This is a genomic window from Paraburkholderia sp. SECH4 (assembly GCF_030511745.1).
Lineage (GTDB): Bacteria > Pseudomonadota > Gammaproteobacteria > Burkholderiales > Burkholderiaceae > Paraburkholderia > Paraburkholderia madseniana.
On sequence record NZ_JALOCP010000006.1, the window covers coordinates 187643 to 212623 of the forward strand.

At 64.3% G+C, this 24981-nt stretch carries 23 protein-coding genes; 18 read left to right on the forward strand and 5 right to left on the reverse strand.

Annotation, left to right across the window (positions count from 1 at the left end):
* Positions 1 to 215 precede the first annotated feature (215 nt).
* The 18 genes from motA (at position 216) to M0D67_RS11680 (ending at position 21292) form a co-directional block, all read left to right on the forward strand.
* Positions 216 to 1076: a flagellar motor stator protein MotA gene (motA, locus tag M0D67_RS11595; RefSeq protein WP_006050895.1), complete on the forward strand. Its 861-nt coding sequence runs from the start codon at positions 216 to 218 to the stop codon at positions 1074 to 1076.
* A 21-nt stretch (positions 1077 to 1097) separates the two neighbouring features.
* Positions 1098 to 2105 carry a flagellar motor protein MotB gene (gene motB / locus M0D67_RS11600; RefSeq protein ID WP_154559868.1) on the forward strand — a complete coding sequence of 336 codons (1008 nt, stop codon included), beginning with the start codon at positions 1098 to 1100 and terminating at the stop codon, positions 2103 to 2105.
* An 84-nt stretch (positions 2106 to 2189) separates the two neighbouring features.
* Complete coding sequence (locus M0D67_RS11605; protein WP_154559867.1) at positions 2190 to 2567, forward strand: response regulator; 378 nt, start codon at positions 2190 to 2192, stop codon at positions 2565 to 2567.
* Between the two features lie 98 nt (positions 2568 to 2665).
* Positions 2666 to 4996: a chemotaxis protein CheA gene (cheA, locus tag M0D67_RS11610; protein ID WP_171927642.1), complete on the forward strand. Its 2331-nt coding sequence runs from the start codon at positions 2666 to 2668 to the stop codon at positions 4994 to 4996.
* 51 nt (positions 4997 to 5047) lie between these two features.
* Positions 5048 to 5584, forward strand: a complete 537-nt coding sequence (cheW, locus tag M0D67_RS11615) for a chemotaxis protein CheW (RefSeq protein WP_097390704.1) — start codon at positions 5048 to 5050, stop codon at positions 5582 to 5584.
* A 49-nt stretch (positions 5585 to 5633) separates the two neighbouring features.
* Positions 5634 to 7520 carry a methyl-accepting chemotaxis protein gene (locus M0D67_RS11620; protein WP_266238860.1) on the forward strand — a complete coding sequence of 629 codons (1887 nt, stop codon included), beginning with the start codon at positions 5634 to 5636 and terminating at the stop codon, positions 7518 to 7520.
* A gap of 204 nt (positions 7521 to 7724) precedes the next feature.
* The gene (locus M0D67_RS11625) at positions 7725 to 8666 is read left to right on the forward strand and encodes a CheR family methyltransferase (RefSeq protein ID WP_171927657.1); all 942 of its coding nucleotides are present in this window, start codon (positions 7725 to 7727) and stop codon (positions 8664 to 8666) included.
* On the forward strand, positions 8663 to 9433 hold the full coding sequence (gene cheD / locus M0D67_RS11630; protein WP_171927640.1) for a chemoreceptor glutamine deamidase CheD: 771 nt from the start codon (positions 8663 to 8665) through the stop codon (positions 9431 to 9433). Before M0D67_RS11625 ends, cheD begins: the two co-directional genes overlap by 4 nt.
* A 5-nt stretch (positions 9434 to 9438) precedes the next feature.
* Positions 9439 to 10527: a chemotaxis response regulator protein-glutamate methylesterase gene (locus tag M0D67_RS11635; protein WP_171927639.1), complete on the forward strand. Its 1089-nt coding sequence runs from the start codon at positions 9439 to 9441 to the stop codon at positions 10525 to 10527.
* 117 nt (positions 10528 to 10644) lie between these two features.
* Positions 10645 to 11040 (forward strand): chemotaxis response regulator CheY, encoded by a 396-nt coding sequence (gene cheY / locus M0D67_RS11640; RefSeq protein ID WP_093640812.1) that lies wholly within the window; start codon positions 10645 to 10647, stop codon positions 11038 to 11040.
* 1 nt (position 11041) lies between these two features.
* Positions 11042 to 11752, forward strand: coding sequence for a protein phosphatase CheZ (cheZ, locus tag M0D67_RS11645; protein WP_168435651.1), 711 nt, complete (start codon positions 11042 to 11044; stop codon positions 11750 to 11752).
* Positions 11753 to 12031: 279 nt separating this feature from the next.
* On the forward strand, positions 12032 to 12577 hold the full coding sequence (locus M0D67_RS11650) for a DUF2844 domain-containing protein (protein ID WP_171927638.1): 546 nt from the start codon (positions 12032 to 12034) through the stop codon (positions 12575 to 12577).
* A 15-nt stretch (positions 12578 to 12592) separates the two neighbouring features.
* The gene (locus M0D67_RS11655) at positions 12593 to 13882 is read left to right on the forward strand and encodes a DUF3443 domain-containing protein (protein ID WP_171927637.1); all 1290 of its coding nucleotides are present in this window, start codon (positions 12593 to 12595) and stop codon (positions 13880 to 13882) included.
* A gap of 207 nt (positions 13883 to 14089) precedes the next feature.
* Positions 14090 to 15313: a flagellar biosynthesis protein FlhB gene (flhB, locus tag M0D67_RS11660; RefSeq protein WP_171927636.1), complete on the forward strand. Its 1224-nt coding sequence runs from the start codon at positions 14090 to 14092 to the stop codon at positions 15311 to 15313.
* Entirely contained in the window at positions 15310 to 17412 is a 2103-nt protein-coding gene (gene flhA, locus M0D67_RS11665) for a flagellar biosynthesis protein FlhA (protein ID WP_154559859.1), read from the forward strand. Before flhB ends, flhA begins: the two co-directional genes overlap by 4 nt.
* 350 nt (positions 17413 to 17762) lie before the next feature.
* Positions 17763 to 19667, forward strand: coding sequence for a flagellar biosynthesis protein FlhF (gene flhF, locus M0D67_RS11670; RefSeq protein WP_154559858.1), 1905 nt, complete (start codon positions 17763 to 17765; stop codon positions 19665 to 19667).
* Positions 19660 to 20529, forward strand: coding sequence for an AAA family ATPase (locus tag M0D67_RS11675; RefSeq protein WP_171927635.1), 870 nt, complete (start codon positions 19660 to 19662; stop codon positions 20527 to 20529). Before flhF ends, M0D67_RS11675 begins: the two co-directional genes overlap by 8 nt.
* Positions 20530 to 20557: 28 nt before the next feature.
* Positions 20558 to 21292 (forward strand): RNA polymerase sigma factor FliA, encoded by a 735-nt coding sequence (locus M0D67_RS11680; protein WP_054038479.1) that lies wholly within the window; start codon positions 20558 to 20560, stop codon positions 21290 to 21292.
* Positions 21293 to 21349: 57 nt separating this feature from the next.
* Here the strand turns inward: M0D67_RS11680 and M0D67_RS11685 are convergent, their stop codons facing one another.
* From M0D67_RS11685 to flgA, 5 genes are all read right to left on the reverse strand, one after another.
* Positions 21350 to 21760 (reverse strand): type II toxin-antitoxin system HicB family antitoxin, encoded by a 411-nt coding sequence (locus M0D67_RS11685; protein ID WP_154559857.1) that lies wholly within the window; start codon positions 21758 to 21760, stop codon positions 21350 to 21352.
* On the reverse strand, positions 21757 to 21939 hold the full coding sequence (locus M0D67_RS11690; protein ID WP_028198502.1) for a type II toxin-antitoxin system HicA family toxin: 183 nt from the start codon (positions 21937 to 21939) through the stop codon (positions 21757 to 21759). Before M0D67_RS11690 ends, M0D67_RS11685 begins: the two co-directional genes overlap by 4 nt.
* 307 nt (positions 21940 to 22246) lie before the next feature.
* The gene (locus M0D67_RS11695) at positions 22247 to 22693 is read right to left on the reverse strand and encodes a flagella synthesis protein FlgN (protein WP_154559855.1); all 447 of its coding nucleotides are present in this window, start codon (positions 22691 to 22693) and stop codon (positions 22247 to 22249) included.
* 94 nt (positions 22694 to 22787) lie between these two features.
* Positions 22788 to 23144, reverse strand: coding sequence for a flagellar biosynthesis anti-sigma factor FlgM (gene flgM, locus M0D67_RS11700; RefSeq protein WP_168435649.1), 357 nt, complete (start codon positions 23142 to 23144; stop codon positions 22788 to 22790).
* Between the two features lie 198 nt (positions 23145 to 23342).
* On the reverse strand, positions 23343 to 24878 hold the full coding sequence (gene flgA / locus M0D67_RS11705) for a flagellar basal body P-ring formation chaperone FlgA (protein WP_171927634.1): 1536 nt from the start codon (positions 24876 to 24878) through the stop codon (positions 23343 to 23345).
* Positions 24879 to 24981: the final 103 nt, after the last annotated feature.

The window sequence follows — 24981 nt, forward strand, 5'->3', positions numbered from 1 at the left end:
GGTTCGCAACCCGGCGCGCAGCTCGTTACAACGCCCACACCCCCATTCGACAGGCCTTCCAGCCCGATCGGCCAACACCGGACCCGGCCGGGCCGGTTTAACCCGCCTCTGGTTTACACCGGAGCGACGAGCCGCTTTTCCGTCAAAGTTTTCTGCTCCGTTGCCGTAAACCAGATTAACGACGGTCACCGTCGCTTCTTTGTGAGGGCTCGGCAGTGCTGATTTTCGTGGGAACACTCGTGACGCTTTTGTCCGTTTTCGGCGGTTACGCGCTGGAAGGCGGCCATCTTGGCGCGCTGTTGCAACCCGTCGAAGTGCTGATGATTGTCGGCGCTGGGGTCGGCGCGTTCATTCTCGGTAACGGGATGAAGACGATCAAGGCGACGCTGCGCGTCATTCCAACCCTGTTCAAGGGCGCCAAGTACAACAAGGACGTGTACATGGAGCTGATGGCGCTCCTTTACGTCCTGCTGGCCAAGGCGCGCAAGGAAGGCACGCTGACGCTGGAAGCCGACATCGACGATCCGTCGAAGAGTCCGATCTTCACGCAGTATCCGAAGATCCTCGCAGACCATCACATCATCGAGTTCCTGACCGACTACCTGCGTCTGATGGTCGGCGGCAACATGAACGCGTTCGAGATCGAAAGCCTGATGGACGAGGAGATCGAAACGCATCACCAGGAAGGCGAGGCGCCCGCGCACGCCCTGAACAAGGTCGGCGACGCCATGCCGGCGTTCGGGATCGTGGCCGCGGTGATGGGTGTGGTACACACCATGGCCTCCGCCGACAAGCCGCCCGCGGTGCTCGGCGAAATGATCGCCCAGGCGCTGGTCGGCACTTTCCTCGGGATTCTGCTTTCGTACGGGCTGATCGGACCGCTCGCGAGCGTCGCCGAACAGCGCGTGACCGAGTCGACCAAGATGTTCCAGTGCATCAAGGTGACGATTCTCGCCAGCCTGAATGGCTATGCGCCGGCGATTGCCGTCGAATTCGGCCGCAAGGTGCTCTTCTCGACTGAGCGCCCGTCGTTCGCCGAGCTGGAAGAGCACGTGCGCCGCGTCAAAGCCAAGTAACGGGCGCCGGGAACCGATTCGATGAGCAAGGACAAAGACCGCGCCATTGTCGTCAAGCGCTCCGCGCCGGCCAAGAAAGGCCACCACGGCGGCGCGTGGAAGCTCGCATATGCGGACTTCATGACCGCGATGATGGCGTTCTTCCTGCTGATGTGGCTGCTGAGTTCGGCTTCCACCGTGCAGTTGAAGGGCATCGCCGATTACTTCAACCAGCCGTTGAAGATCACGCTGTGGGGCGGCGATCGCAGCGCCGAGGACTCGAGCATTCTGAAGGGCGGCGGCCGCGACATTTCGACCGACGCGCAGGGCGTGACGCGCTCGACCGACGGCACCAACAATCGCGCCGAGCGCACGGTCTCCCACAGCAACGACGACTCGGTCAAGCAGTTGCAGGGTGAGCTGGAACGCCGCGAGCAGGTCCGTCTGCACGATCTGCAGGTCAAGCTGATGGCCGCGATCGAAGCGAACCCGGTGCTGCGCCAGTTCAAGCAGCAGATCCGCATCGACTCGACGTTGACCGGCCTGCGCATCGAAATCGTCGACTCGCAGAAGCGGCCGATGTTCGCGACCGCGAAAGACGTGGTTGAGCCATACATGCGCGACATCCTGCGCGAAATCGGCCACACGCTGAACGACGTGCCGAACCGCATCATCGTGCAAGGTCACACCGACGCCGCGCAATACGCGGGCGGCGAGAAGGGCTACAGCAACTGGGAACTGTCCGCGGACCGCGCCAATGCGTCGCGCCGCGAGCTGATCGCCGGCGGCATGGACGAAGCGAAGGTGATGCGCGTGCTCGGCCTCGCGTCGACGCAGAACCTGAACAAGGCGGACCCAATGGACCCGGAAAACCGCCGCATCAGCATCATCGTGCTGAACAGGAAGTCGGAGGAGGCGCTTGACCATGACGACTCCACCACGACCACCTTGTCGGACGACGCGGCCGGCTCCAAGCCGCTGCTGCAAAGACTTGCGCAACCGGTGACGGTTGCACCGAAGGTGCCGGCGGTAGCGCCGGCGGCCCAGTAACAGACAGCGATCGGCAGGCCGGTCCATGCGTCCAGGTGGCGCGGACGGCGGGCCGGTCCATAGCGTAAGTGCAGCGAGGTTTTCATGATCAGGCACATCCTGGCAATCGACGATTCGGCATCGATGCGGCAGATCCTCGCCGCAACGCTGACGACGGCCGGCTATGAAGTGACGCTCGCGGCGGACGGCAATGAAGGGCTCGAAAACGCGCTTGCCATGTCGTTCGACCTCGTGCTGACGGACCAGCACATGCCAGGCAAAACCGGCCTCGATCTGATCACGGAACTGCGCGGCAATCCGGCTTACCAGGCGACGCCCATCCTCGTCCTCACGACGGAATCGGGCGAGCCGTTCAAGGCGGCGGCGCGGGCCGCGGGAGCAACCGGCTGGATCGAAAAGCCGCTCGACCCCGACATGTTGACCGAACTGGTCGCGGCATTAGCCGAATCGGACAACGCATGAGCGCCCCATAAGCGCCACCTTTACACAAGTTATAGAAGCTCTCGACGCGGCGGCACGACAGCCCAAGCGTAGACAGGAACTCTCGCGGTGACCCAGGCATGACACTCGACATCACTCAGTTCTATCAGACCTTCTTCGACGAAGCGGACGAACTGCTCGCGCAGATGGAGCAGTTGCTGCTCAATCTGGATATCGCGCACCCGGACCCCGAAGACCTCGCGGCGATTTTCCGCGCGGCGCATTCGATCAAGGGGGGCGCGGCGACGTTCGGTTTTACCGCACTGACGGAAACCACCCACATTCTCGAATCGCTGCTCGACCGCGCGCGCAATAACGAACTCGTGCTGCGTAAGGACATGATCGACACGTTCCTCGAAACCAAGGACGTGTTGTCGGGCCAGCTCGCCGACTACCGTGCGAGCGCCGAGCCGGATACGGCTGTGGCCAAGGCGATCTGCGCGAAGCTCGAACAGTTGCATGCGGAAAGCCGCCTGGGCGCCGAAGCGGCCGCGGCACCGGCAGCGGCCGTACCGGTGGCAGCCGTAGCATCAGTAGAAGCACAAACAGCAGGACAAGGCGGGACCCCGCCCGAGCACGTCGTCGAACAGGCGGTGCAGGCGGCGGGTGAATGGACTGACGGCGAACCGGCACAGACCGGACAAGCCGCGGGTACCGGTGATGCAGCCGGCCCCCATCTGAAAATTACGCTACGGGGCGTAGGTGAGAAGGACCAGGAACTGCTGTCCGAAGAGCTCGGCAACCTGGGCAACATCGTCGGGCAGGTCAAGAGCGGCGGCGATCTGACGCTGTGGCTCCAGACCGATGTGACCTCCGACGACATCATCGCCGTGTGCTGTTTCGTGATCGACGAAAGTCAGATCTCGATCGGCCGCGGCGCCGCACCGGCGGACGAGACGCAGCAAGGCGAACCTGGAACGCCCGACGCTGCCGATTCGACCCCGGCGCAAGCAGCACAGACGGCACCAGCACACCAGGCGGAGCAGGCAGCATCGTCGGCACCGGCGGCCCACACCGCTGCGCCCGCTCAAGCCGCCTCCACGCACGGACTATCCGACGCGCCGGCGTCGCCAGCGACTACGCCGGCGCCCGCCGCGGCTGCACCCGCAGCAGCGAGCAGCGCACCGGCGGCAGGCGTGGCAACAGGTGTGGCAGCAACCACGACGGCGACCGCCGAACAGGATCGCAAGGCAGCGCGGCCGGCCGCGGCGGCAGGCGGCGCGGAAGGCAGCTCGATTCGCGTCGGCGTCGAAAAGGTCGATCAACTAATCAACCTGGTCGGCGAACTGGTGATCACGCAGGCGATGTTGGCCGAGACCACCAGCACGTTCGATCCGGCGCTGCACGACCGGCTCTTCAACGGCATGGCGCAACTCGAGCGCAACGCGCGCGATCTGCAGGAAGCGGTGATGTCGATCCGCATGATGCCGATGGATTACGTGTTCAGCCGCTTCCCGCGTCTGGTGCGCGATCTGGCGGCGAAACTCGGCAAGGAAGTGGAACTCGTCACCTTCGGTCAGGCGACCGAACTCGACAAGAGCCTCATTGAACGGATTATCGATCCGTTGACTCACCTCGTGCGCAACAGTCTCGACCACGGTATCGAAACCGTGGAAGCGCGGCGTGCGGCGGGCAAGGATTCGACCGGCCAGTTGGTGTTGTCGGCGGCACACCATGGCGGCAACATCGTCATCGAAGTGAGCGACGACGGCGCCGGTCTGCGCCGCGACAAGATTCTCGCGAAGGCCGCCAAGCAGGGCATGCAGGTCAGCGAATCGATGTCCGACGAAGAAGTCTGGAACCTGATTTTCCTGCCGGGCTTCTCGACGGCGGAGCAGGTCACGGACGTCTCGGGCCGTGGCGTCGGCATGGACGTGGTGAAGCGCAACATCCAGTCGATGGGTGGTCACGTGGAAATCACCTCGCATGCGGGCAAGGGCAGCACCACGCGCATCGTCTTGCCGCTCACGCTGGCGATTCTCGACGGCATGTCGGTCAAGGTCGGCAACGAGATCTTCATTCTGCCGCTGAACTTCGTGATGGAGTCGCTGCAACCGCGTGCCGAGGACATCTACACGGTGGCCAACGGCGAACGCGTGGTGCGCGTGCGCGGCGAATATCTGCCGCTCGTCGCGTTGCATGAAGTATTCGCCGTCGACGACGCCAAGCAGGAACCGACGCAAGGCATCGTCACCATCATGCAAACCGAAGGGCGCCGCTTTGCGATGCTGATCGACGAACTGGTGGGACAGCAGCAGGTGGTCGTGAAGAATCTGGAAACGAATTACCGCAAGGTGCACGGCATTTCCGCCGCAACCATTCTCGGCGACGGCAGTGTCGCGCTGATCGTGGACGTGGCGGCGCTGAATCGCGAGACGCGCCATGCGCACGGCGCGATGAGCCTCGCATGACATCCGCAACACTCACTCAACTTATTTCATCCCAACCGTTTGGGGGCTAACGTGGCAGAAGTCCAATCCATCAATTCGAGCGTCGCGAACGCGAGCGGTACGAATGGCCGCCGCGACTCGCAGCAGGCGGACGCCGGCGGTCAGGAATTCCTCGTCTTCACGCTCGGCGCCGAAGAGTACGGCATCGACATTCTCAAGGTGCAGGAAATCCGCGGCTACGACAACGTGACGCGGATCGCCAATGCGCCTGAGTTCATCAAAGGCGTGATCAATCTGCGCGGCATCATCGTGCCGATCGTGGACATGCGCATCAAGTTTCATCTGGGCCGCGTCGAGTACGACCATCAGACCGTCGTGATCATCCTGAACGTCGCGCATCGCGTGGTCGGGATGGTGGTGGACGGCGTGTCGGACGTGCTGACGCTCGCCACCGACCAGATCATGCCGGCGCCGGAATTCGGCGCGACGCTGACGACCGAGTATCTGACGGGTCTGGGCACCGTCGATGGCCGCATGCTGATCCTGATGGACATCGAGAAGCTGATGACCAGCCGCGAAATGGCGCTGATCGAAACGCTGAGCGCGTAAGCATCACTACGCGCCAGTACGAAAGACAGATCGAACAGGGAGCATCAAGATGCTGAGCAGGTGGTCGATTCGCACATCGTTGACGATGGTGGGGATCATTCTGGTTGCGCTGACCGTCGTGGTCGGCGCGCTTGGTCTGACCGCGCTGAACAGCGCGAGCCAGTCGCTCGACCGTATCGCGCGCGGCGATCTGGTCGCCATTCACGCGCTCGACGATGCGTCGGCGTACCTGTTGCGTTCGCGCGTGACGCTGGACCGCGTCACCGCGTTGAGCACCGCTGGCGACACCGAGCAGGCGAAGACGGCGCTTGATCGTGCGCAAGTGCTGCTCGCCAAGTCAAGCGAAAACTGGCAGGTGTTTCTCAACGCACCGAAGAACGGCGTTGACCAGACGCTGCTCGACGATCTGACGGCGCGCCGCACGACTCTGACGCGAGACGGCGTCGATCCGGAGTTCGCCGCGCTGCGCGCGAACGATCCAGCGGCCTATCACGCGATCGCCGATACCAAGATTCCCCCAATGTTCCTTGCGTACGACAACGTTGCGTCCAATGTGATCAAGGCGATGCAGCAGCATGCGGTGGATCAGCAGTCGAGCGCGCAATCGAACATTTCGCTGATGACCACGCTGATCATCGGCGTCACCGCGATCGCGCTGCTGCTGGTGGTGGGCATCCGCCTTGCGCTGCGCGGCCTGATCGTGCAGCCGCTGAACGATGCGACGGCGTGCTTCGAGCGGATCGCCTCGGGCGATCTGTCCGAGCAGATCAACGTGTTCAGCCGTAACGAAATCGGCCGCCTGTTCGCCGGCATCAAGCGCATGCAGGAAAGCATGGCGACGATGGTGACGGCGGTTCACAGCAGCACCGAATCGATCGACACCGGCGCGCGTGAAATCGCGATGGGCAACACCGATCTGTCGCAACGCACCGAGCAGCAGGCCGCGTCGCTTCAGGAAACCGCTTCGAGCATGGAGCAACTGACCGGCACCGTGCGCCAGAACGCCGAGAACGCGCGCCAGGCGAGCCAGTTGGCTGTCAATGCATCGGATATCGCGACGCGCGGCGGCGACGTGGTGAGCCAGGTCGTCACGACCATGCAGGACATCGCGACCAGTTCGAACAAGGTCGTCGACATCATCGGTGTGATCGAAGGCATTGCCTTCCAGACCAACATTCTCGCGCTGAACGCGGCGGTCGAAGCCGCGCGGGCCGGCGAGCAGGGCCGCGGTTTCGCGGTGGTCGCGGGCGAAGTGCGCAGCCTCGCGCAGCGCAGCGCCAGCGCCGCGAAGGAAATCAAGGAACTGATCGGCGACTCGGTCGACAAGGTGCAAAGCGGCTCGGCCCTGGTGGGCCGCGCGGGTAGCACGATGGACGAGATCGTGCAGGCGGTGCGCCGCGTGACCGACATCATGGGCGAAATCAGCGCGGCTTCCGAAGAGCAGTCCGGCGGCATCGAACAGGTGAATCGCGCAGTCGTGCAGATGGACGAAGTCACGCAGCAGAACGCCGCGCTGGTCGAACAGGCCGCGGCTGCTGCGGCGTCGCTCGAAGACCAGACGCGCCAGTTGCAAGCGGTGGTGAGCGGCTGGAAAGTAGCCGGCGGCCAGACGCGCAGCGTCGCCACTGCAGCGCGTCCGCAAGCGGCGGCACGTTCGCACAGTGGCAAGAGCGGCAGCCAGCGCGTGCAGCCCGCAAAAGCCGCGCCGCAAGCGACCGCACACGCCGCAGCGCATCCGGCAGCAGGCAAGGCGGCCGGTGCGGCAAGCTCGGCAGCGCATGCAACATCGGCTTCGGCCACCCAGGGTGCCGACACCGCGCGTGTGGAACCGGCTCTCAAACCGAAGACGGCCCGCGCCGCATCCGACTCCGCAGCACGTCCGGCCGCAGCAGGCGCCGCGTCGGCAGGATCGGACGCGGACTGGCAAACGTTCTAGGAAGTGGCACAAAGACATGCGGTCATTCGGCATCTCGCTCCATGAGGGGCGAATCATCGAAGCACGCTTAAGAGGCGTGTCGCGGGCCGACCGCGTGTTGGCAGAACTCGCGGTCGGGCGCGACCCCGCGAACACAACCCCTTTCGCCAGAAGCAATGCAGTTGGCGAAAAGCGGGATGGCTCGTATTGCAGGCAGGAACTTTCATAATGGCAACGCGCGCACAGCAATCTTCGCAACCGGCCAGATCCGGCGAGCAAGGACGGGATTTCGAATTCACGTCGGCGGATTTCGCTCGCATTCGCGATCTGATTCATCGCAGCGCGGGCATTTCGCTGTCGGATCACAAGCGCGATATGGCGTACAGCCGTCTCGCGCGCCGGCTGCGTGCCCGTGGCCTCGAGAGCTTCAAACAGTACCTCGATCTGCTCGAAGCGGAAAACGATCCGGCCGAGTGGGAAGCGTTCACCAATGCGCTGACCACCAACCTGACTGCGTTCTTCCGCGAAGCCCATCATTTTCCGATCCTCGCCGAGTTCGTGCCGCGCCGCGCGCAGCCGGTTTCGGTCTGGTGCTCGGCGGCCTCGACCGGTGAGGAACCGTATTCGATCGCGATGACGCTGATCGAAGCGCTCGGCGACAGCGGCGCGCGTCAGGCCAGCGTGCTCGCCACCGACATCGACACGCAAGTGCTGGCGAAAGCCGAAGCCGGCATGTATCAGTTCGACCAGGTGAAGCACCTGTCGCCCGAGCGGCTCAAGCGCTTCTTCCTGAAAGGCACCGGCGCGCACGCCGGCATGGTCAAGGTGCGCCCGGAAGTGCGCGCGATGGTGCGCTTCGAACAACTGAATCTGACCGACCGCGATTACCAGTTGCGCTCGCAGTTCGACGCGATCTTCTGCCGCAACGTGATGATCTATTTCGACAAGCCGACGCAGGCGCAGGTGCTCGGGCGCTTCGAGCCGCTGATGAAATCGGGTGGTTTGCTGTTCGCCGGCCACTCGGAAAACTTCACCTATGTGACGCAGGCGTTCAAGCTGCGCGGTCAGACCGTCTATGAACTGACGCGCGACACAGGCGCCGCACGCACGCCGGCACGCGCCACGAGCCATGCCGGCAGCGCCACGGCGAGCGGGGTGGCCGCATGAGCAGCAGCCTGCCGATCGCTTCCAATCTGTACTTCGACAACCACTTCCAGCGCCCCGGCGTGAAGCTGTTGCCGAACGAGTTTTACACGACGAGCGAGGACATGGTGCTCGTCACCGTGCTCGGTTCGTGTGTCGCGGCCTGCATTCAGGACCGCACGGCCGGCATTGGCGGCATGAATCACTTCATGCTCCCCGACGACGGCGCGGATGCCGGCCAACCCGCGTCGGATTCGATGCGCTATGGCGCGTACGCCATGGAAGTGCTGATCAACGAGCTGATCAAGGCCGGTGGCCGGCGCGAGCGTTTCGAAGCCAAGGTGTTCGGCGGCGGCGCGGTGCTGGCCGGCATGACGACGATGAACATCGGCGATCGCAATTCGGAATTCGTGCGCCGTTATCTGGCGCTCGAAAAGATCCGCATCGTCGCAGAGGATTTGCAGGGCAATCATCCGCGCAAGGTCGCTTTCATGCCGCGCACCGGCCAGGTGATGGTGAAGAAGTTGCGCCTGCAGCAGGAAGCGGGCGTGGCCGAGCGCGAACAGGCGCTGATGCGGCAAAGTGCCGAAGCGCGTACCGAGCGGCTCGCGGCGGCACGCAAACGGGTCGAGTTGTTCTCGACGCCGGCCGCCACGCGGCCCAAGGTCGAACTGTTCGGCGCGGCGGGCGGCAGTGCGGGCGCAGGTGCTACGAAGCCGCGCATCGAACTGTTCGGCGCAAGCCCGCGCCCGATTAACTCAAACAACGCCAGAACTACAGAGGAGGCGTGAGCGCTGTGCAAAAGATCAAAGTACTGTGCGTCGACGATTCGGCGCTGATCCGCAGCCTGATGACGGAAATCATCAACGGCCAGCCGGACATGACCGTCGTGGCGACCGCGCCCGACCCGCTGGTCGCGCGCGATCTCATCAAGCAGCACAATCCGGACGTGCTGACACTCGACGTCGAAATGCCGCGCATGGACGGTCTGGACTTCCTCGAGAAGCTGATGCGCCTGCGGCCGATGCCGGTCGTGATGGTGTCGTCGCTGACCGAGCGTGGCAATGAAATCACGCTGCGCGCGCTGGAACTGGGGGCGGTCGACTTCGTCACCAAGCCGAAGGTTGGCATTCGCGACGGCATGCTCGACTACTCGGAAAAGCTCGCCGACAAGATTCGCGCCGCGGCGCGCGCACGGGTGCGCCAGGCCGCGCCCGTGCAGCACGCGGCCGCGCATGCGGCGCATGCGCCCACTGCCGCCGCGCCGCTCTTCAACAATCCGCTGCTCAGTACCGAGAAGCTGATTATTGTCGGCGCGTCGACGGGCGGCACCGAAGCGATCCGCGAAGTGCTGGTTCCGCTGCCGCCGGATGCGCCTGCCGTGCTGATCGCGCAGCATATGCCGCCGGGTTTCACAAAATCTTTTGCGCAACGCCTTAATGGTTTGTGCCGGATTACCGTTAAAGAGGCAGAGCACGGCGAACGCGTGCTGCCGGGACATGCGTATATCGCGCCCGGCCACGCTCACCTGTTGCTGGCCCGCAGCGGGGCGAACTATATTGCGCATCTGTCGGACGAGCCGCCGGTGAACCGGCACCGCCCGTCGGTGGACGTGCTGTTCCGTTCGGCCGCGCAGCATGCGGGCAAGAATGCGGTAGGCGTGATCCTGACCGGAATGGGGCGCGATGGCGCCGCCGGACTACTGGACATGAAAAAAGCAGGGGCGTATACCCTTGCACAGGACGAGGCGAGCTGTATCGTATTCGGCATGCCGCGTGAAGCCATTGCGCTCGGCGCCGCTGACGAAATTGCTTCGCTGCCGGAAATGAGCCGACGCGTGATGGCGCGTCTGTCGTCAATGGGCGACCGCGTACAGCGGGTATGATGCGCGGGCCTGACGGCGAGCGCCAGGCATGGCAGCGGAGTAAGTAACTCCGGTCGACGCGAATCGGAATGAACTGGCGGTCATGCGCCGCATCATGGATCAAGCAAAGGGAATGAAATGGATAAGGGAATGAAGATTCTGGTGGTTGACGACTTTCCGACGATGCGCCGGATTGTTCGCAACCTGCTCAAAGAGCTCGGCTACTCGAACGTCGACGAGGCGGAAGACGGGCAGGCCGGCCTCGCGCGTTTGCGCAGCGGGGCGTATGACTTCGTGATCTCCGACTGGAACATGCCGAACCTGGACGGTCTGGCCATGCTCAAGGAAATCCGCGCCGACGCCCACCTGACGCATCTGCCGGTGCTGATGGTGACGGCCGAGTCGAAGAAGGAGAACATCATCGCGGCGGCTCAGGCCGGCGCGAGCGGTTATGTCGTCAAGCCGTTCACGGCCGCGACGCTCGACGAGAAGCTCAACAAGATTCTCGAGAAGATGGCGAAAGCCGGGAGCTGATGTGACTCTGCCGACCAACGCGCACGGAGCCGAAGCGGCGACCGAGAGCGGCGACCTCGCGTCTGACCGCATCCTCGCCCGTATCGGACAACTGACGCGCACGCTGCGTGACTCGATGCGTGAACTCGGGATCGACAAGCATGTCGAGCGCGCTGCGGAAGCCGTGCCCGATGCTCGCGACCGTCTCAAGTACATCGCGAACATGACCGAGCAGGCCGCCGAGCGCGTGCTGTCATCGATCGATATCGCCAAGCCGATCCAGGAGCAACTGCAGAAAGATGCTGGCGAACTCGACGCGCGCTGGGAGCAGTGGTACGCGGCGCCGATCGAGCGCGAGGAAGTGCGCGCGCTGATGAACGACACGCGCACCTTTCTGCGCGGCGTGCCCGAGGCGACCACCGCGACCAACTCACAGTTGATGGAGATCATGCTGGCGCAGGACTTCCAGGATCTGACCGGGCAGGTCATCAAGAAGATCACGGATGTCGTGTACCTGATCGAGCAGCAACTGCTCGGCGTGCTGGTCGAGAACATCGCGCTCGAGCGGCGCGAGCAGTTCGCGGCGAATGCGGCGGCACTGGCGGCCGAGCCGTCGTCCACCGGCAGCCCCGAGCATCTGCTGAACGGTCCGCAGATCAATCCGGAAGGCAAGACGGACGTGGTGCAGGATCAGTCGCAGGTCGACGATCTGCTGGCGAGCCTCGGCTTCTGACCTGCCGGCCGCCCGCAAGGGCGCGAGGCAGGATCGCCGGACCGGTTATGGGTGGCGAGCCATGCTCCGGCGTGCGCTTGCTGTCTGTCGACACAAACCACAGGCATACTACGGACTCAAGCAGCGGCATGGCATTCCGGTGAGAGACAGTCACCGGTCGGTGGCGCGGTGAGGCAACTCCCCGTAGTGCGACCGCAGCGGTGCCGTATGATCTGCATACATGCGGCCGGTTCGCACGAGGTGCGAGCCGAGCAGCAGCAGCTCGGGAGGAGCCTCGTCATGTGGAGTCGCGTACGCCGCGCCGGGTTTGTTATGGCGCTTGCATTACCCTGTTCGTTGTCAGCCGTGCAGTCCGCGTATGCGGGATTGGGCGGCGCCCCGATGACACCCCCTACGGATGCGTCGGTTTCTTCCCGCACCGTGCAACCCGGCACCAGTTCCGCAACGGCGGCTCAAAGCGTGATGCGTTCTGCATCGAGCGCTGCTTCTTCCACTTCGGCTTCGGCGTCCTACACCGTGCGTGAAACGACGCTCGGCAACGGCACGGTGGTGCGCGAATACCTCGCCGCGGACGGTTCAGTCTTCGGCATCGCGTGGCGTGGTCCGCAAATGCCGGATCTGAACGATCTGCTCGGCAGCTATTTCCCGCAGTACGTCGCCGGCGTAAAAGCCGTGCGCGCGGCGCGCGGAGGCGCTCGTGGCCCCGTTGCGGTCGACCAGAGCAACCTCGTGGTCCGCTCCGGCGGCCACATGGGCGGGTTCAACGGTCAGGCCTGGTTGCCGCCGGCGTTGCCGGCCGGCGTCAGCGGTTCCGACATCCAGTAAGGGCGAGGACGAACGATGCGAACCATGCAAAGTCATATTGCTGGGAAGTTCAGGGGCTGGGTGCACGCCGTCGTGGCGGTGATGTTGGTGTCGGTGGTGGCCGCCTGCGGCGGTGGCGGCGGCGACAGCTCCAGCAGCAATTCGTCGAACACGCTGAACGGCGGCTCGCTGCCGGCCAGCCCGACCCAGCAACCGATCGCCGCGAACGCGGCGAACACCGTGCCGATCACGGTCGGGCGGGGTGTAAACGGCGTCATCAATATTCCGACAGTTAGCGTGACCGTCTGTCCGCCGGGTACGACATCCAATTGTCAGGTCATCAGCAACATCCAGGTCGATACTGGTTCCTTCGGGCTGCGTCTGGTCAGCTCGGTGCTGAATACTTCATTGCTTGCTGCGTTGCCGGTCAGTACTCTGTCCGGCGGCGCGCAGCTCGCCGAGTGCGCGACCTTCGCCGACGGCTTCACATGGGGCACGGTGCGCACCGCGACCATACAGATCGGCGGCGAAACGACCGCGGCCATCCCGATACAGATCATTGGTGATTCGGCGGCCGGCGCAGTGCCCAGCGGCTGCGGCAGCGGCCCGGCGGACAACACGGCCACCGCTCTCGGCGCCAACGGCATTCTCGGCATCGGCACGGCGCTCACCGATTGCGGCGCAACCTGCTCGACCCCGTCGACGGCCGCCAACTTCAGCAATTACTTCACGTGTCCAGGGGGCACCTGCGCCCGTGCCACGGTGCCGCTCAACCAGCAGGTCGCCAATCCGGCGGCCAACTTTGCGGCCGACAATAATGGTGTGATCGTGCAGATGCCGCCGGTGTCGAACACTGGTGCAGCGTCGGCCACCGGCACGCTGGTGTTCGGGATCGGCACGCAGTCGAACAATGTGCGGCAGGCGTCGGTGCAGACCTTCACCACCGATACTTTCGGCAACATGAACAACAGCGTCTTTAACGGCACGACCGTGCAGGCGTTCTTCGATTCGGGGTCGAACGCATACTTCTTCGCCGACAGCTCGCTCGCGCAGTGCGGCAGTAATTTCGCCGGGTTCTATTGCCCGTCGTCCGCGCAAACCCGGTCGATCACGCTGGGCGGCCTGAGCAGCACGAGAGCGAGCGTCAGCATCGGCATCCTGAGTGCGTCGACGCTGTTCGGCAACACCAGCAACTTTGCGTTCAACGATCTGGCCGGGCAGATCGGCGGCAGCAGCAGCTTCGATCTCGGTTTGCCGTTTTTTTATGGCCGCTACATGTACTACGGCTTCGCGACCGGCGGTCAGGCGCCTTACGTCGGCTTCTGAGGCGCATGACACACGCGTAAGAACCAGCCGGACACCCGCGCGCATCAACGCGGGTGTCCGCTGGCCGTAGCCGGTGCTAGCCGGCCCTCCATCCCTCGAAATACCCCCCTTTCTCCGTCCTTATCCGCCGATCGTCGCTTGCGTCGAGCGGGAATAATCGCTCTCACTGGAAAGAGGCGCCGTGCCTCGGCCGACTGGAGAGCGTTTGTGGCAGAGGATAGCGACCTCGAAAAAACCGAATCAGCCACTCCCCGGCGCCTGCAAAAGGCGCGCGAGGAAGGGCAGATCGTGCGTTCGCGGGAGCTGTCGACGTTTGCGCTGCTGGCAGCGGGATTCTTCGGCGTATGGGGCATGTCCGACAGCATCGGCGAGCATTTGCAGGGCATGCTGCGGGCGTCCTTCACGTTCGACCACGCCACCGTGTTCGAAACCCGCCGCATGCTGATCGGCGCGGGCGTCGCGGGCCGTGAGGGCCTGTACGCGTTACTGCCGGTTCTGGCCTTCACCGGCGCCGCCGCCTTGCTCGCGCCGATGGCGCTGGGCGGCTGGCAGTTGTCGTCGAAAGGTCTTGAGCCCAAGTTCAACCGGCTCAACCCGATCGAAGGGCTCGGCAAGATATTCTCGATCAATGGACCGGTTCAGCTCGGCCTGTCGCTCGCGAAGACGCTGGTGGTAGGCGTCATCGGTGGCTCGGCGATCTGGAATCGCCGCGAAGAAATTCTCGCGCTGGCAACCCAGCCGCTGCACCTGGCGCTCGCCAACACCGTGCATCTGATCGCGGTGTGCTGCGGCATGACGGTCGCGGGCATGTTCGTCGTGGCTGCGTTGGATGTGCCGTATCAACTCTGGCAGTTCCACAAGAAATTGCGCATGACGAAGGAAGAAGTGAAGCGCGAACACCGCGAAAGCGAAGGCGATCCGCATGTGAAAGGCCGGATTCGCCAGCAACAGCGCGCCATTGCCCGCCGCCGCATGATGACCCAGGTGCCCAAGGCCGACGTGGTGGTGACCAACCCGACGCACTTCGCGGTCGCGCTGCAGTACACCGACGGCGAGATGCGCGCGCCGAAGGTGGTCGCCAAGGGCGTGAACCTAGTGGCCGCGCGGATTCGCGAAATCGCCGCCGAAAACAACGTGCCGCTGCTGGAAGCGCCGCCGCTCGCGCGTGCGCTGTATCACAACGTCGAACTGAACCGTGAGATTCCCGGCCCGCTGTATGGCGCGGTCGCCGAGGTGCTTGCGTGGGTGTATCAGTTGCGGCGTTTCAACACCGAAGGCGGCGTCGCGCCGGTCGCCCCGACCGAGTTCAACGTGCCGGCGGACCTCGACAAGGGCGGTGTGCCGGACGATGAAGCCGAGCAGGAAGCCGCCGACGTGCTTAATTCTGCCGATAAGCCAGATAACAACGACGCTTCAGGAGCCTCCGCATGAACGCTCGCGCCGGATTCCTGTCCCGACGGCCGGATGCCTTGAGCGGCACCAATTTGCGCGCCCTCGCCGGGCCGGTGCTGATCTGCATGATCCTCGGCATGATGATTCTGCCGTTGCCGCCGTTTCTGCTGGATCTGCTGTTCACCTTCAATATCGCGCTTTCCGTGATGGTGCTGCTCGTCAGCATGTACACGATGAAGCCGCTCGACTTCGCCGCTTTCCCAAGCGTGCTGCTGTTCTCGACCCTGCTGCGCCTGTCGCTGAACGTGGCGTCCACGCGGATCGTGCTGCTCGAAGGCCATACCGGCCCGGATGCGGCGGGCCAGGTGATCGAGTCGTTCGGCCACTTCCTCGTGGGCGGCAACTTCGCGGTCGGTATCGTCGTGTTTGTCATTTTGATGGTCATCAACTTCATGGTGATCACCAAGGGCGCGGGGCGGATCGCGGAAGTGTCCGCGCGCTTCACGCTCGATGCGATGCCCGGCAAGCAGATGGCGATCGACGCCGACCTGAACGCCGGCCTCATCAACGAAGATCAAGCTCGCAAGCGCCGCCTGGAAGTCTCCCAGGAAGCCGAGTTCTACGGTTCGATGGACGGTGCGAGCAAGTTCGTGCGCGGCGACGCGGTCGCCGGCTTGCTGATCATGGTGATCAACATCCTGGGCGGGTTGATCGTCGGGATGGTGCAGCACGGCATGGACTTCGCGTCCGCGGGCAAGACCTACACGCTGCTGACCATCGGTGACGGCCTCGTCGCACAGATCCCGTCGCTCGTGATTTCGACGGCGGCCGGTGTGATTGTCTCGCGCGTCGCGACCAACGAGGATATCGGCACGCAGCTGACCGGCCAGCTCTTCACGAACCCGCGCGTGCTGGTGATCACGGGCTGCATTCTGGTGTTGATGGGCCTGATTCCGGGCATGCCGCACTTCGCGTTTCTGATTCTCGGGGGTGGCCTGATCCAGCTCGGCCGCACGATGAAAAAGCGCAGCGAAGCCCGCAAGAACAGCGCAACACTCGTCGACGTCGCACCGGCCACGCTCGCGCCGGTCGAGAATGCCGAAGCGAGCTGGGACGACGTGACGATGATCGACACGCTCGGTCTAGAAGTCGGCTACCGGCTGATTCCGCTCGTCGACAAGAACTCGGATGGCGAACTGCTCAAACGGATCAAGAGCATCCGCAAGAAGTTCGCGCAGGAAATCGGCTTCCTGCCGCCGGTGATCCATATCCGCGACAACCTCGAATTGCGGCCGAACGGCTACCGGATTGCGCTGAAGGGCGTCGAGGTGGGCGTCGGCGAAGCGTATCCGGGGCAATGGCTGGCGATCAACCCGGGGCAGGTGTCCGCTGCGCTGCCGGGCACGCCGACGCAAGATCCGGCGTTCGGTCTGCCGGCCATCTGGATCGATACGAATCTGCGCGAACAGGCACAGGTGTACGGCTACACGGTGGTCGATTCGAGCACGGTGGTGGCCACGCACCTGAATCACCTAGTGGTCACGCATGCGTCCGAACTGCTTGGCCGCCGCGAAGTGCAGGCGCTGCTGGAGCGGATGCAGAAGGACACGCCGTCGCTGGTCGACGATCTGGTGCCGAAGTCGCTGCCGCTCACCACGCTGCAAAAAGTGCTGCAAAACCTGCTGGAAGAAGGCGTGCCGATCCGCGACATGCGCACGATTCTCGAAGCCCTGTCCGAACACACGCCGAAGGTCACCGACGCGCACGATCTCACCGCCGCCGTGCGCCTCGCGCTGGGCCGCGCGATTACGCAGCAGTGGTTCCCGGGCGTGGGCGACATGCAGGTGATGGGCCTCGATTCGAATCTGGAGCGGGTGTTGTCGCAGGCGCTTTCCACGGGCGCCAATCCGGGCCTCGAACCGGGCCTCGCGCATACGCTGCTGAACGAAACGCAGAAGGCGATGACGCGTCAGCAGAACCTTGGGCTGTCGCCTGTGCTGCTGGTGCAGCATGCGTTGCGGCCGATGCTCGCGCGCTTCCTGCGCCGCAGCCTGCCGCAGTTGAAGGTGCTGTCTTATGCCGAAGTGCCGGATACGCGCAATATCAAGGTGGTGAATCTGATCGGGGCGCATGGCTAAACCCCGTGCGGCTAAGCCTGATAGCGAGCCGCAGCCGTTCCAGACCGATGGTTTCCGCCGGCGCTCCTCGAGCGCCGGTTTTCATTCCCGCGCCTGACTTTTCGCCCTGCAAGCGGCCGGCGGAGGTCATGCTGCGTCCGCGAAAATGCCGCCGTACGCCGCCGGAGAGCCTGTTTCAAACCGTCGCGCGTGTGAATTGATGTGCGTTTCCATCGCCCGAATTGCCCGCCTTTAACGGTCTTTATCCATCGATCGTCACTCGACAGGTTTCGCAATAATGATCTCAATGGGAAGCGGTATGTTGCCGGTCCGGTAGTCCTTAAGTCCGTACACCTCATCGGGGGTCCAGCTTGAACATTCGTAAATTTGTCGGTGCTACCAGTCGCGATGCTCTGCGTCTCGTGCGCGAAGCCTTGGGCCCGGATGCCGTCGTTTTGTCCAACCGCACGATGGAAGACGGCAGCGTCGAGATCGTTGCCCTGGCCGATAGCGACCTCGCCGCCATCACGCCGAAAGCGCCGCGCGGCAGCGCAGGCGCGCCGCTGGCTATGCCGATGAACGCCATGGCCGGACAACAGCCCGCGCTCGCCGCACCGCGCGCCAATCCGATGATGCAAGCGAATCCGTATGCGAGCGGCATGCCCGATGTGTTCTCGTCGGTGTTCGGCGCAAGCCCGGAAGCGGGCGCCGAGAACATGACGCCGAACGTCGTTGGCACCGTTCAAACCGCCAACGCCGCCTCAGGCTCAGCCGCGAAGTCCGCCGTCGTCCCTGCCGCGCCGAAGGCCACGCTGCCGAACGCGCCCAAAGCAGCGCTGGCCGCTGCCGCGTCGCTGCCGCAACCGATCAACACGGAGCAACCCAGCGCCCGCGCTGCTGCAACGCGTCTCACCGAAGACATCCGCGCCGATCTGCTCAAAGCCGCCGAAGCGCAAGCGCCGCGCACGATGGCTGAATCGAATCCCTGGCTGATCGACCACGCTCGCCGCATCGCCGCTGAACAGCAACAACAAGGCGCGTACAGCGCGCGCCCCGCTGCGATGACACCCGCTGCCGCCATGGCCAAGGGCCTCGGCGCTGCGGTGGAAGCGGGCCAACAGGCCTCGCAACCGGCCGCGCAGCAAGTCACCGATACGCCCGAGTGGGCCCGTGAAGGCGCGCAACTCGCCGCGCGCCGCGCCGCTCAGAAAGTGGCCGCATCCCTGCCTGCCGCCGACGACGCCCGCACGCCCGCTTCGGTCGCCGAAGCGATCAAGACGCGCATGGAGCAAGTCGTCAACGACACCGTGATGAGCGAGCTGTCGTCGATGCGCGGGATGATGGAAGAACACTTCGCCGGCCTGTTGTGGGGCGATCGCCAGCGCCGCAGCCCGGCGCGCGCGGCGCTCACCAAACACCTGTTCGCCGCCGGCTTCTCCGCGCAACTCGTGCAGATGATGGTCGACAACCTGCCCGACGACGTCGACAACATGGAAGGCGGCATGGAGTGGGTGCGTTCGGTGCTCGAATCGAACCTGCCGGTGATGGAAGACGAAGACGCGCTGATGGAGCGCGGCGGCGTGTTCGCGCTGATGGGCCCGACGGGCGTCGGCAAGACCACCACCACCGCCAAGCTCGCCGCGCGCTGCGTGATGCGCTTCGGCGCCAGCAAGGTGGCGCTCCTCACCACCGACAGCTACCGGATCGGCGGCCACGAACAACTGCGCATCTTCGGCAAGATTCTCGGCGTATCGGTTCACGCGGTGAAAGACGGCGGCGATCTGCAACTCGCGCTCTCCGAATTGCGCAACAAGCACATCGTGCTGATCGACACGATCGGCATGAGCCAGCGCGACCGCCTGGTCTCCGACCAGATCGCGATGCTGTGCCGCGCCGGCCAGCCGGTGCAGCGTCTCCTGCTGCTCAACGCGACGAGCCACGGCGATACGCTGAACGAAGTCGTGCAGGCCTATCAGCGTGCGCCGGATCAACAGCCGCTCGCCGGCTGCATTCTGACCAAGCTCGACGAAGCCACCAATCTGGGCGGCGTGCTCGATACGGTGATCCGCTACAAGCTGCCGGTGCACTACGTGTCGACCGGTCAGAAGGTGCCGGAAAACCTGTACGTCGCAACGAAGAAATTCCTGATCAAGAGTACGTTCTGCATCCCGCGCGACAACTCTCCATTCGTGCCGCACGACGACGACATTCCGGCGTTGCTGTCCGCGCTGTCGGCGCGTTCTACGGCCGAACTGCACGAGGTCCGCTTTGGATAAGTTCATGTCCGATCAGGCAGAAGGACTGCGGCGGCTGTTGGCTCGTAGCGGCTCGCGCGTGATTGCGGTGACGGGCGGCTCGGCCAGCGTCGGCTGTACAACGACGGTAGTGAACCTTGCCGCGGCGCTCGCGCAGCAAGGCAAGGACGTGCTGGTGATCGACGAGTGCCTCGGCGACAAATCGGTGAGCGCGATGCTCGGCGGCGTGCGCGGCGCAGGCAATTTTGCGGCGGTGATGCGTGGCGAAATGACGCTCGACGACGCTGCCGCGCGCCACGCACTGGGCTTCTCCGTGCTGGCCGCCTCGCGCAACAACCGAGAAGGCCGCACGGCCGCGCAATTCGACGTGCTGCTGCGCGGTTCCGCGGACATCGTGCTGATCGATGCGCAACTCGATGAGCACGGCCATCTTTCGCCCCTCGCGATGCAGGCGCACGACCTGATGATCGTGACAAGGGTGGCCGCGCAAGCGATCACCGAGGCGTACGCGTGCATGAAGCGTCTGCACTACGCGCACGCCACCGCGCAGTTTCGCGTGCTGGTGAACCACGTACAGAGCGTGGACGACGCGCATACCGCGTTTGTCAACCTCGCCGGCGTGGCTGGACGCTACCTGACGGTGGCGCTGGAAGACGCCGGTTGCATTACCGCCGATGTGCGGATGGCGCGAGCCATGGAGTTGTCGCGGTGTGTCGTCGATGCGTTCCCATCGACACCGGCTGCGCGCGACTTCCGGCACCTTGCCGCCGAATTGCAGTACTGGCCGATGCGGCCAGCGATGTCGTCGCAAACGCCCTGGATGGCGCCTGCGACAGTTACAGCGGCGCAACACGCCGACCAACCGTCCGCGCAGCACGCCTGAGAGGCGGCACATGGACAAGGGGAGCACGATGTATAACGCTCAGGGAAAGATTTCCCAAGCCGAAGTTCTGACGAAGTACGCGCCTCTCGTGCGTCGCCTCGGCTTGCAGCTCGTTGCCAAGATGCCGGCAAGCGTCGATCTCGACGACCTGATCCAGGCCGGCATGATCGGACTGCTGGACGCGGCGAGCCGCTACAAGGAAGACCAGGGCGCGCAGTTCGAGACGTATGCCAGCCAGCGGATTCGCGGCGCGATGCTCGACGAGTTACGCAGCAACGACTGGTTGCCGCGCAGCTTGCGGCGCACGTCGCGCGAAGTCGAATCTGCCGTGCACAAGGTCGAACAGAATCTGGGCCGCTCGGCGAGCGAAACGGAGATCGCCGAGCATCTGCAGATGCCGCTCGACGAATACCAGTCGATGCTCCAGGATCTGCACGGCAGCCAGTTGATCTATTACGAAGACTTCGATCGTTCCGCGGACGATGAACCGTTTCTCGACCGTTACTGCGTCGATCATTCGGACCCGCTGTCGGCGCTGCTGGACGACAGCCTGCGCTCAGCGCTGGTCGAGGCGATCGACCGCCTGCCGGAGCGCGAGAAGCTGCTGATGTCGCTGTACTACGAACGCGGCATGAACCTGCGCGAAATCGGTGCGGTGATGGAAGTCAGCGAATCGCGGGTGTGCCAGTTGCACAGCCAGGCCGTGGCGCGCTTGCGCACGCGCCTGCGCGAAATGGCCTGGGCGAACGCCGAGGCGACTTGAGCTGAGACGGATGGCTGACCGGTGGTGCGCGAAACGTCCGCCTGGTTTTCTCGCCTGTTACGCGTCCGCCATCTCATGCTCCGCGGCCAGCGCGAGAAACGCCGAGCGCGACATGCCGCGTGCCTCAACGTAAGCGTCGATATCCTGAACCAGCGCCTCAGGCAGTGAGATATTGATGCGCACCGCTTTCTTCAACGCCGGAATATTCCGCGTTGTCACGAAACCCCACGTGAAACCCGTGTAGTCCGGATTGCGCCGATGCTCGTCCAGCGTCAGCCGTTCGGGAATCGGCAACCCTTCGTCGAGCAGCGTATCCAGATGCGCCTCGATCGCTTCCTTCGCGTTCGCGTAGGCTTCTTCCAGCGAATCGCCCGCCGAATGGCAACCCGGAATGTCGGGAACGACCACGCCGAACGCTTGATGCGTGTCACCAGGTTCGATCGCGATCGGGAAAATCAGGTTCTTCATTTCAGGCCTGCCTGTTTCAAGATGCTGTTCAGTGTGCCGGGCGGAAGATCTTTCTTCGGATGCGGGATGGTCACGAGACCGGCTTTTACCGCGTGCCGGAAATGGTGGTGGCTGCCCGATATGCGGATCAGCCGCCAACCATCCGCTTGAATCACTTTGACGACTTCGGCACTGTTCATATTGCACTCCTCGAATCATACACACGATTACACAACCTCGCTAGTGGGTAACGCTCCGCCTGGTTCGTCAAAGGCAGCCTCGAAAGCTGCGCGTGACGGCGGATAAGCTCAGTGGGGGAAGCCGTGATTTCAACGTGGCGGAGAATTTCGCGCTACCTGGCCGGATGGCCAACGCGCGTTGGAGGCGGGCTTGGGCGCCCTGTGCGGGAAGGGAAAACAAAAAGGGCTCGTCAAAGACGAACCCTTTTGTTCAAAGCAAGCTACTCAATCGCGTCGGCGCGTGAAACGCGCCGTTCCAGCGAAATCTTCAGGCCGCGGGACGCGCGGGAATCCGGCCATCCGGTCCATAGAAACCGGCCTTCTGCGGCACAGCCACCTGCAGCGCCGTCAGCGCGCGCTGGTTGTAGTCCATCCGCACGCGGATCAGTTCACCGTTACTCGTATTGAAGCGCCGCGCCCGCTCGGCGGCCTTTTGCAGCAGTGCCCATTGATCGGCCAGCCGCGCATCCGCGCTTGCTGCGAGCTCCATGCCAGGCCAGCCGGCCGGAAGGCCCATTTCCGCGAGCAGCGTGTCCCGGGTGGTCTCGAGCCTGGCGAGCAAGCCGATCAGCTCGGTTTTCTTCTCGACGATCGGCGGCAGCAGTTCCAGCGGCGACAAGGCCGTCAGCGCCTTGGTCTCGAGCGTCAGAATCGAGGCGAACGCCTCGACGGCCGAATATTCTTCGATGAGGGTGGCAAGCAGGGCGTCTTTCATCTCAACAACTCGCTGAACACGACAGCTCGCGCATGATTCGCGAGCCGGGTTTGTCGAATGCCGCCCGGCAATTCACCGTATTTCGATGCGTCGATTAGTTGCCGGTCGACGAGGTTTTGCTTTGCAACAGTTCGCGCGCGGTATTCAGCACGCCGTCGGCGATCTTGCTGGAATCGATCTTCAGCGAGCCGTCCTTGATGGCTGCCTTGATCGACTCGACATGCGCCGTGTCGATATCGGCCGAACCGGACGCCGCGAGGCTGCGCAGATGCTGCGACAGACCCGACAGGCTGACGCTGGCGTCGCCCGAACCGCTGCTGGTGGTGGTCTGCGAGGTCGTGCCCGCACTCTGCGCGTTGCTGTTCGCGCTCGTCGCGTCGCTTTGCTGCGAGCGCGACAGGGCGTCTTTCAACGACGGCAGATTCGAATTGGTTGTGGAATCGACTTTCACGATTGGCTTCCTGAACGATTTGATCTTGATAACGGCAACCGCTGATCAAAACTTTAGCGCAATCGCTCCAGGTTTTGCCTCGCCTTTCAAGGCGATCCGGCCCCACGACGGGTTCGACATCCACTGCGTCAGCCGTACCGGCCGTCGCATGTGAATCCACGCTGGCAGACGGGCTGCCGGGCTTGCCGCCGGGCCGCGTCACAACTGAATCTCCACCGTCGAACCATCCTTGACGATGCCGGAGATGATCTGGCCGTTAGCCGTCTTCACCCGCACCTGCTGGCCCGGCGACGCGTTGTTCATCGCGCTGCCTTCGGCCGAAATCGCGAAACCGTTGCCCGCCGCGACAACCCGCACCGTTTGTCCGATCGACACCGCCGACGCGCTTTTCAGCATGTCGCGGCGCAGTGGCATGCCGCCGGCGATGCGCACGAGCGACACTGAGCCGACTGCCTGTGACGGGTCCGTGACGATCGCCTGCGGCAAACCGGTCAGGTCGCCGTCACGCGCGACGAGGTCGGCGGCGGTGAACACTTCGCCCGGCGCCATCGCGCGGGCGGCCAGATAGTAAGTGGCGCGCAGCGAAACGCGCGCTTGCAGATAAATGGTCCAAGGCCGTTCGCCGGCGCAGCGCACCCCGACGGTCATGCGGCCCCACAGGCGCGCGCCGCTGGGCATGAAGGGTTCGAGCATCGTGCAGGCCGCGAGCCCGCGCGGAAATGCCGGCGCGACGGTGATTTCGACCTTGCCGGGCAAGCCTGCCGACTGCTGTTGCAGGAAGGCGAGTGCGGCACTGCGAATCGCCTCGGCGTCTTGCTGGCCCGCCAGTGGTACGGGTTGCGCTAGCGCCGCCGGTCGCAGATTCTGTTGCGCGACAGCCGGCGCCACCTGGCGCATCGACGGCGTGCGGGCAATGGTGGCCGGCGGTGTCGGCATCGGCGCGGGTGTCGGCGCAGCCACCGCCGTGGTCACGACGGGTTTGCCGTTCGCGCCCAGTTGCGGCGGCTCGCCGCGCGAAGCAAGGCTGTCGAAGCCACCGGCCGCGGGCGCGCTGGCGGCTACGCCGTTAGGCGCATTGGCGACGACCGACTGCACGCCGGCGGTTTGCCGCCCGGCATTGAGCGACGGCGCCGGCGTCATCACGACCGGCACGATCTGACGCGAGGCCGGCGCCCCATTGACGCGCGCAATCCCGGCCGGCGGAGTCGTTGCGGCCGCAGCCACATTGGCGCTTCCCGGCGCGGGAATCGTCACGACTCCGTTTGCGTCGGGCTTAAAACTGGTACGGATCATCTGCGGCGCGGCAGGCGGCTCGCCCGCGCCCGGAATGACGATCGAGCCGCTCGCGTTGGCGGCGCGCGTGAATTGATCGGCGTCGCGCGCGACCGGCCCCGGCGTCAGCGACCGCGCGGTAGCGGCGGCCAGCGTCGCCGCGGACCCCGTGCGTTTCGCGGGCGCTGCCTGCATCTGCGCGGCCAGATCGTTGAGCGCGGCCGGATTCTTTTCGCCCGGGCCAGGAATCACGATCGGACCACCGGCGTTCTGAGCCTGCTGAGCCTGGGTCGTGGCCGGCAGCAGCACGATGCCGCCAGCGACCCATACCGCCAGATTCACGACGAGACGCGTCAGGAGACGGGATGCACCGCGCGAAACACGCCGCACGGCGCCAGCACCCACGCGATGCGCCGCCGCGCAGCTTGCGCGGTGCGTCGGGTCGAAGGTGGGCTGGTCCATCGTGTTTCTCCATCGAATGCATCGGTACGCTTTGCATTCTAGTGAGCGCCCCCATTGTGCAAACGTTGAATAGAAGCCCCCTTTCCCGGTTATTCGTCCGATT

Coding starts and splice junctions, on each gene's coding strand:
- M0D67_RS11650 (WP_171927638.1), top strand. CDS start 12,032: ATGTGGAGTCGCGTACGCCGCGCCGGGTTTGTTATGGCGCTTGCATTA.
- motB (WP_154559868.1), top strand. CDS start 1,098: ATGAGCAAGGACAAAGACCGCGCCATTGTCGTCAAGCGCTCCGCGCCG.
- M0D67_RS11605 (WP_154559867.1), top strand. CDS start 2,190: ATGATCAGGCACATCCTGGCAATCGACGATTCGGCATCGATGCGGCAG.
- M0D67_RS11620 (WP_266238860.1), top strand. CDS start 5,634: ATGCTGAGCAGGTGGTCGATTCGCACATCGTTGACGATGGTGGGGATC.
- flgA (WP_171927634.1), bottom strand. CDS start 24,878: ATGGACCAGCCCACCTTCGACCCGACGCACCGCGCAAGCTGCGCGGCG.
- flhA (WP_154559859.1), top strand. CDS start 15,310: ATGAACGCTCGCGCCGGATTCCTGTCCCGACGGCCGGATGCCTTGAGC.
- M0D67_RS11655 (WP_171927637.1), top strand. CDS start 12,593: ATGCGAACCATGCAAAGTCATATTGCTGGGAAGTTCAGGGGCTGGGTG.
- M0D67_RS11690 (WP_028198502.1), bottom strand. CDS start 21,939: ATGAACAGTGCCGAAGTCGTCAAAGTGATTCAAGCGGATGGTTGGCGG.
- cheY (WP_093640812.1), top strand. CDS start 10,645: ATGGATAAGGGAATGAAGATTCTGGTGGTTGACGACTTTCCGACGATG.
- cheD (WP_171927640.1), top strand. CDS start 8,663: ATGAGCAGCAGCCTGCCGATCGCTTCCAATCTGTACTTCGACAACCAC.
- M0D67_RS11685 (WP_154559857.1), bottom strand. CDS start 21,760: ATGAAGAACCTGATTTTCCCGATCGCGATCGAACCTGGTGACACGCAT.
- M0D67_RS11680 (WP_054038479.1), top strand. CDS start 20,558: ATGTATAACGCTCAGGGAAAGATTTCCCAAGCCGAAGTTCTGACGAAG.
- M0D67_RS11695 (WP_154559855.1), bottom strand. CDS start 22,693: ATGAAAGACGCCCTGCTTGCCACCCTCATCGAAGAATATTCGGCCGTC.
- cheA (WP_171927642.1), top strand. CDS start 2,666: ATGACACTCGACATCACTCAGTTCTATCAGACCTTCTTCGACGAAGCG.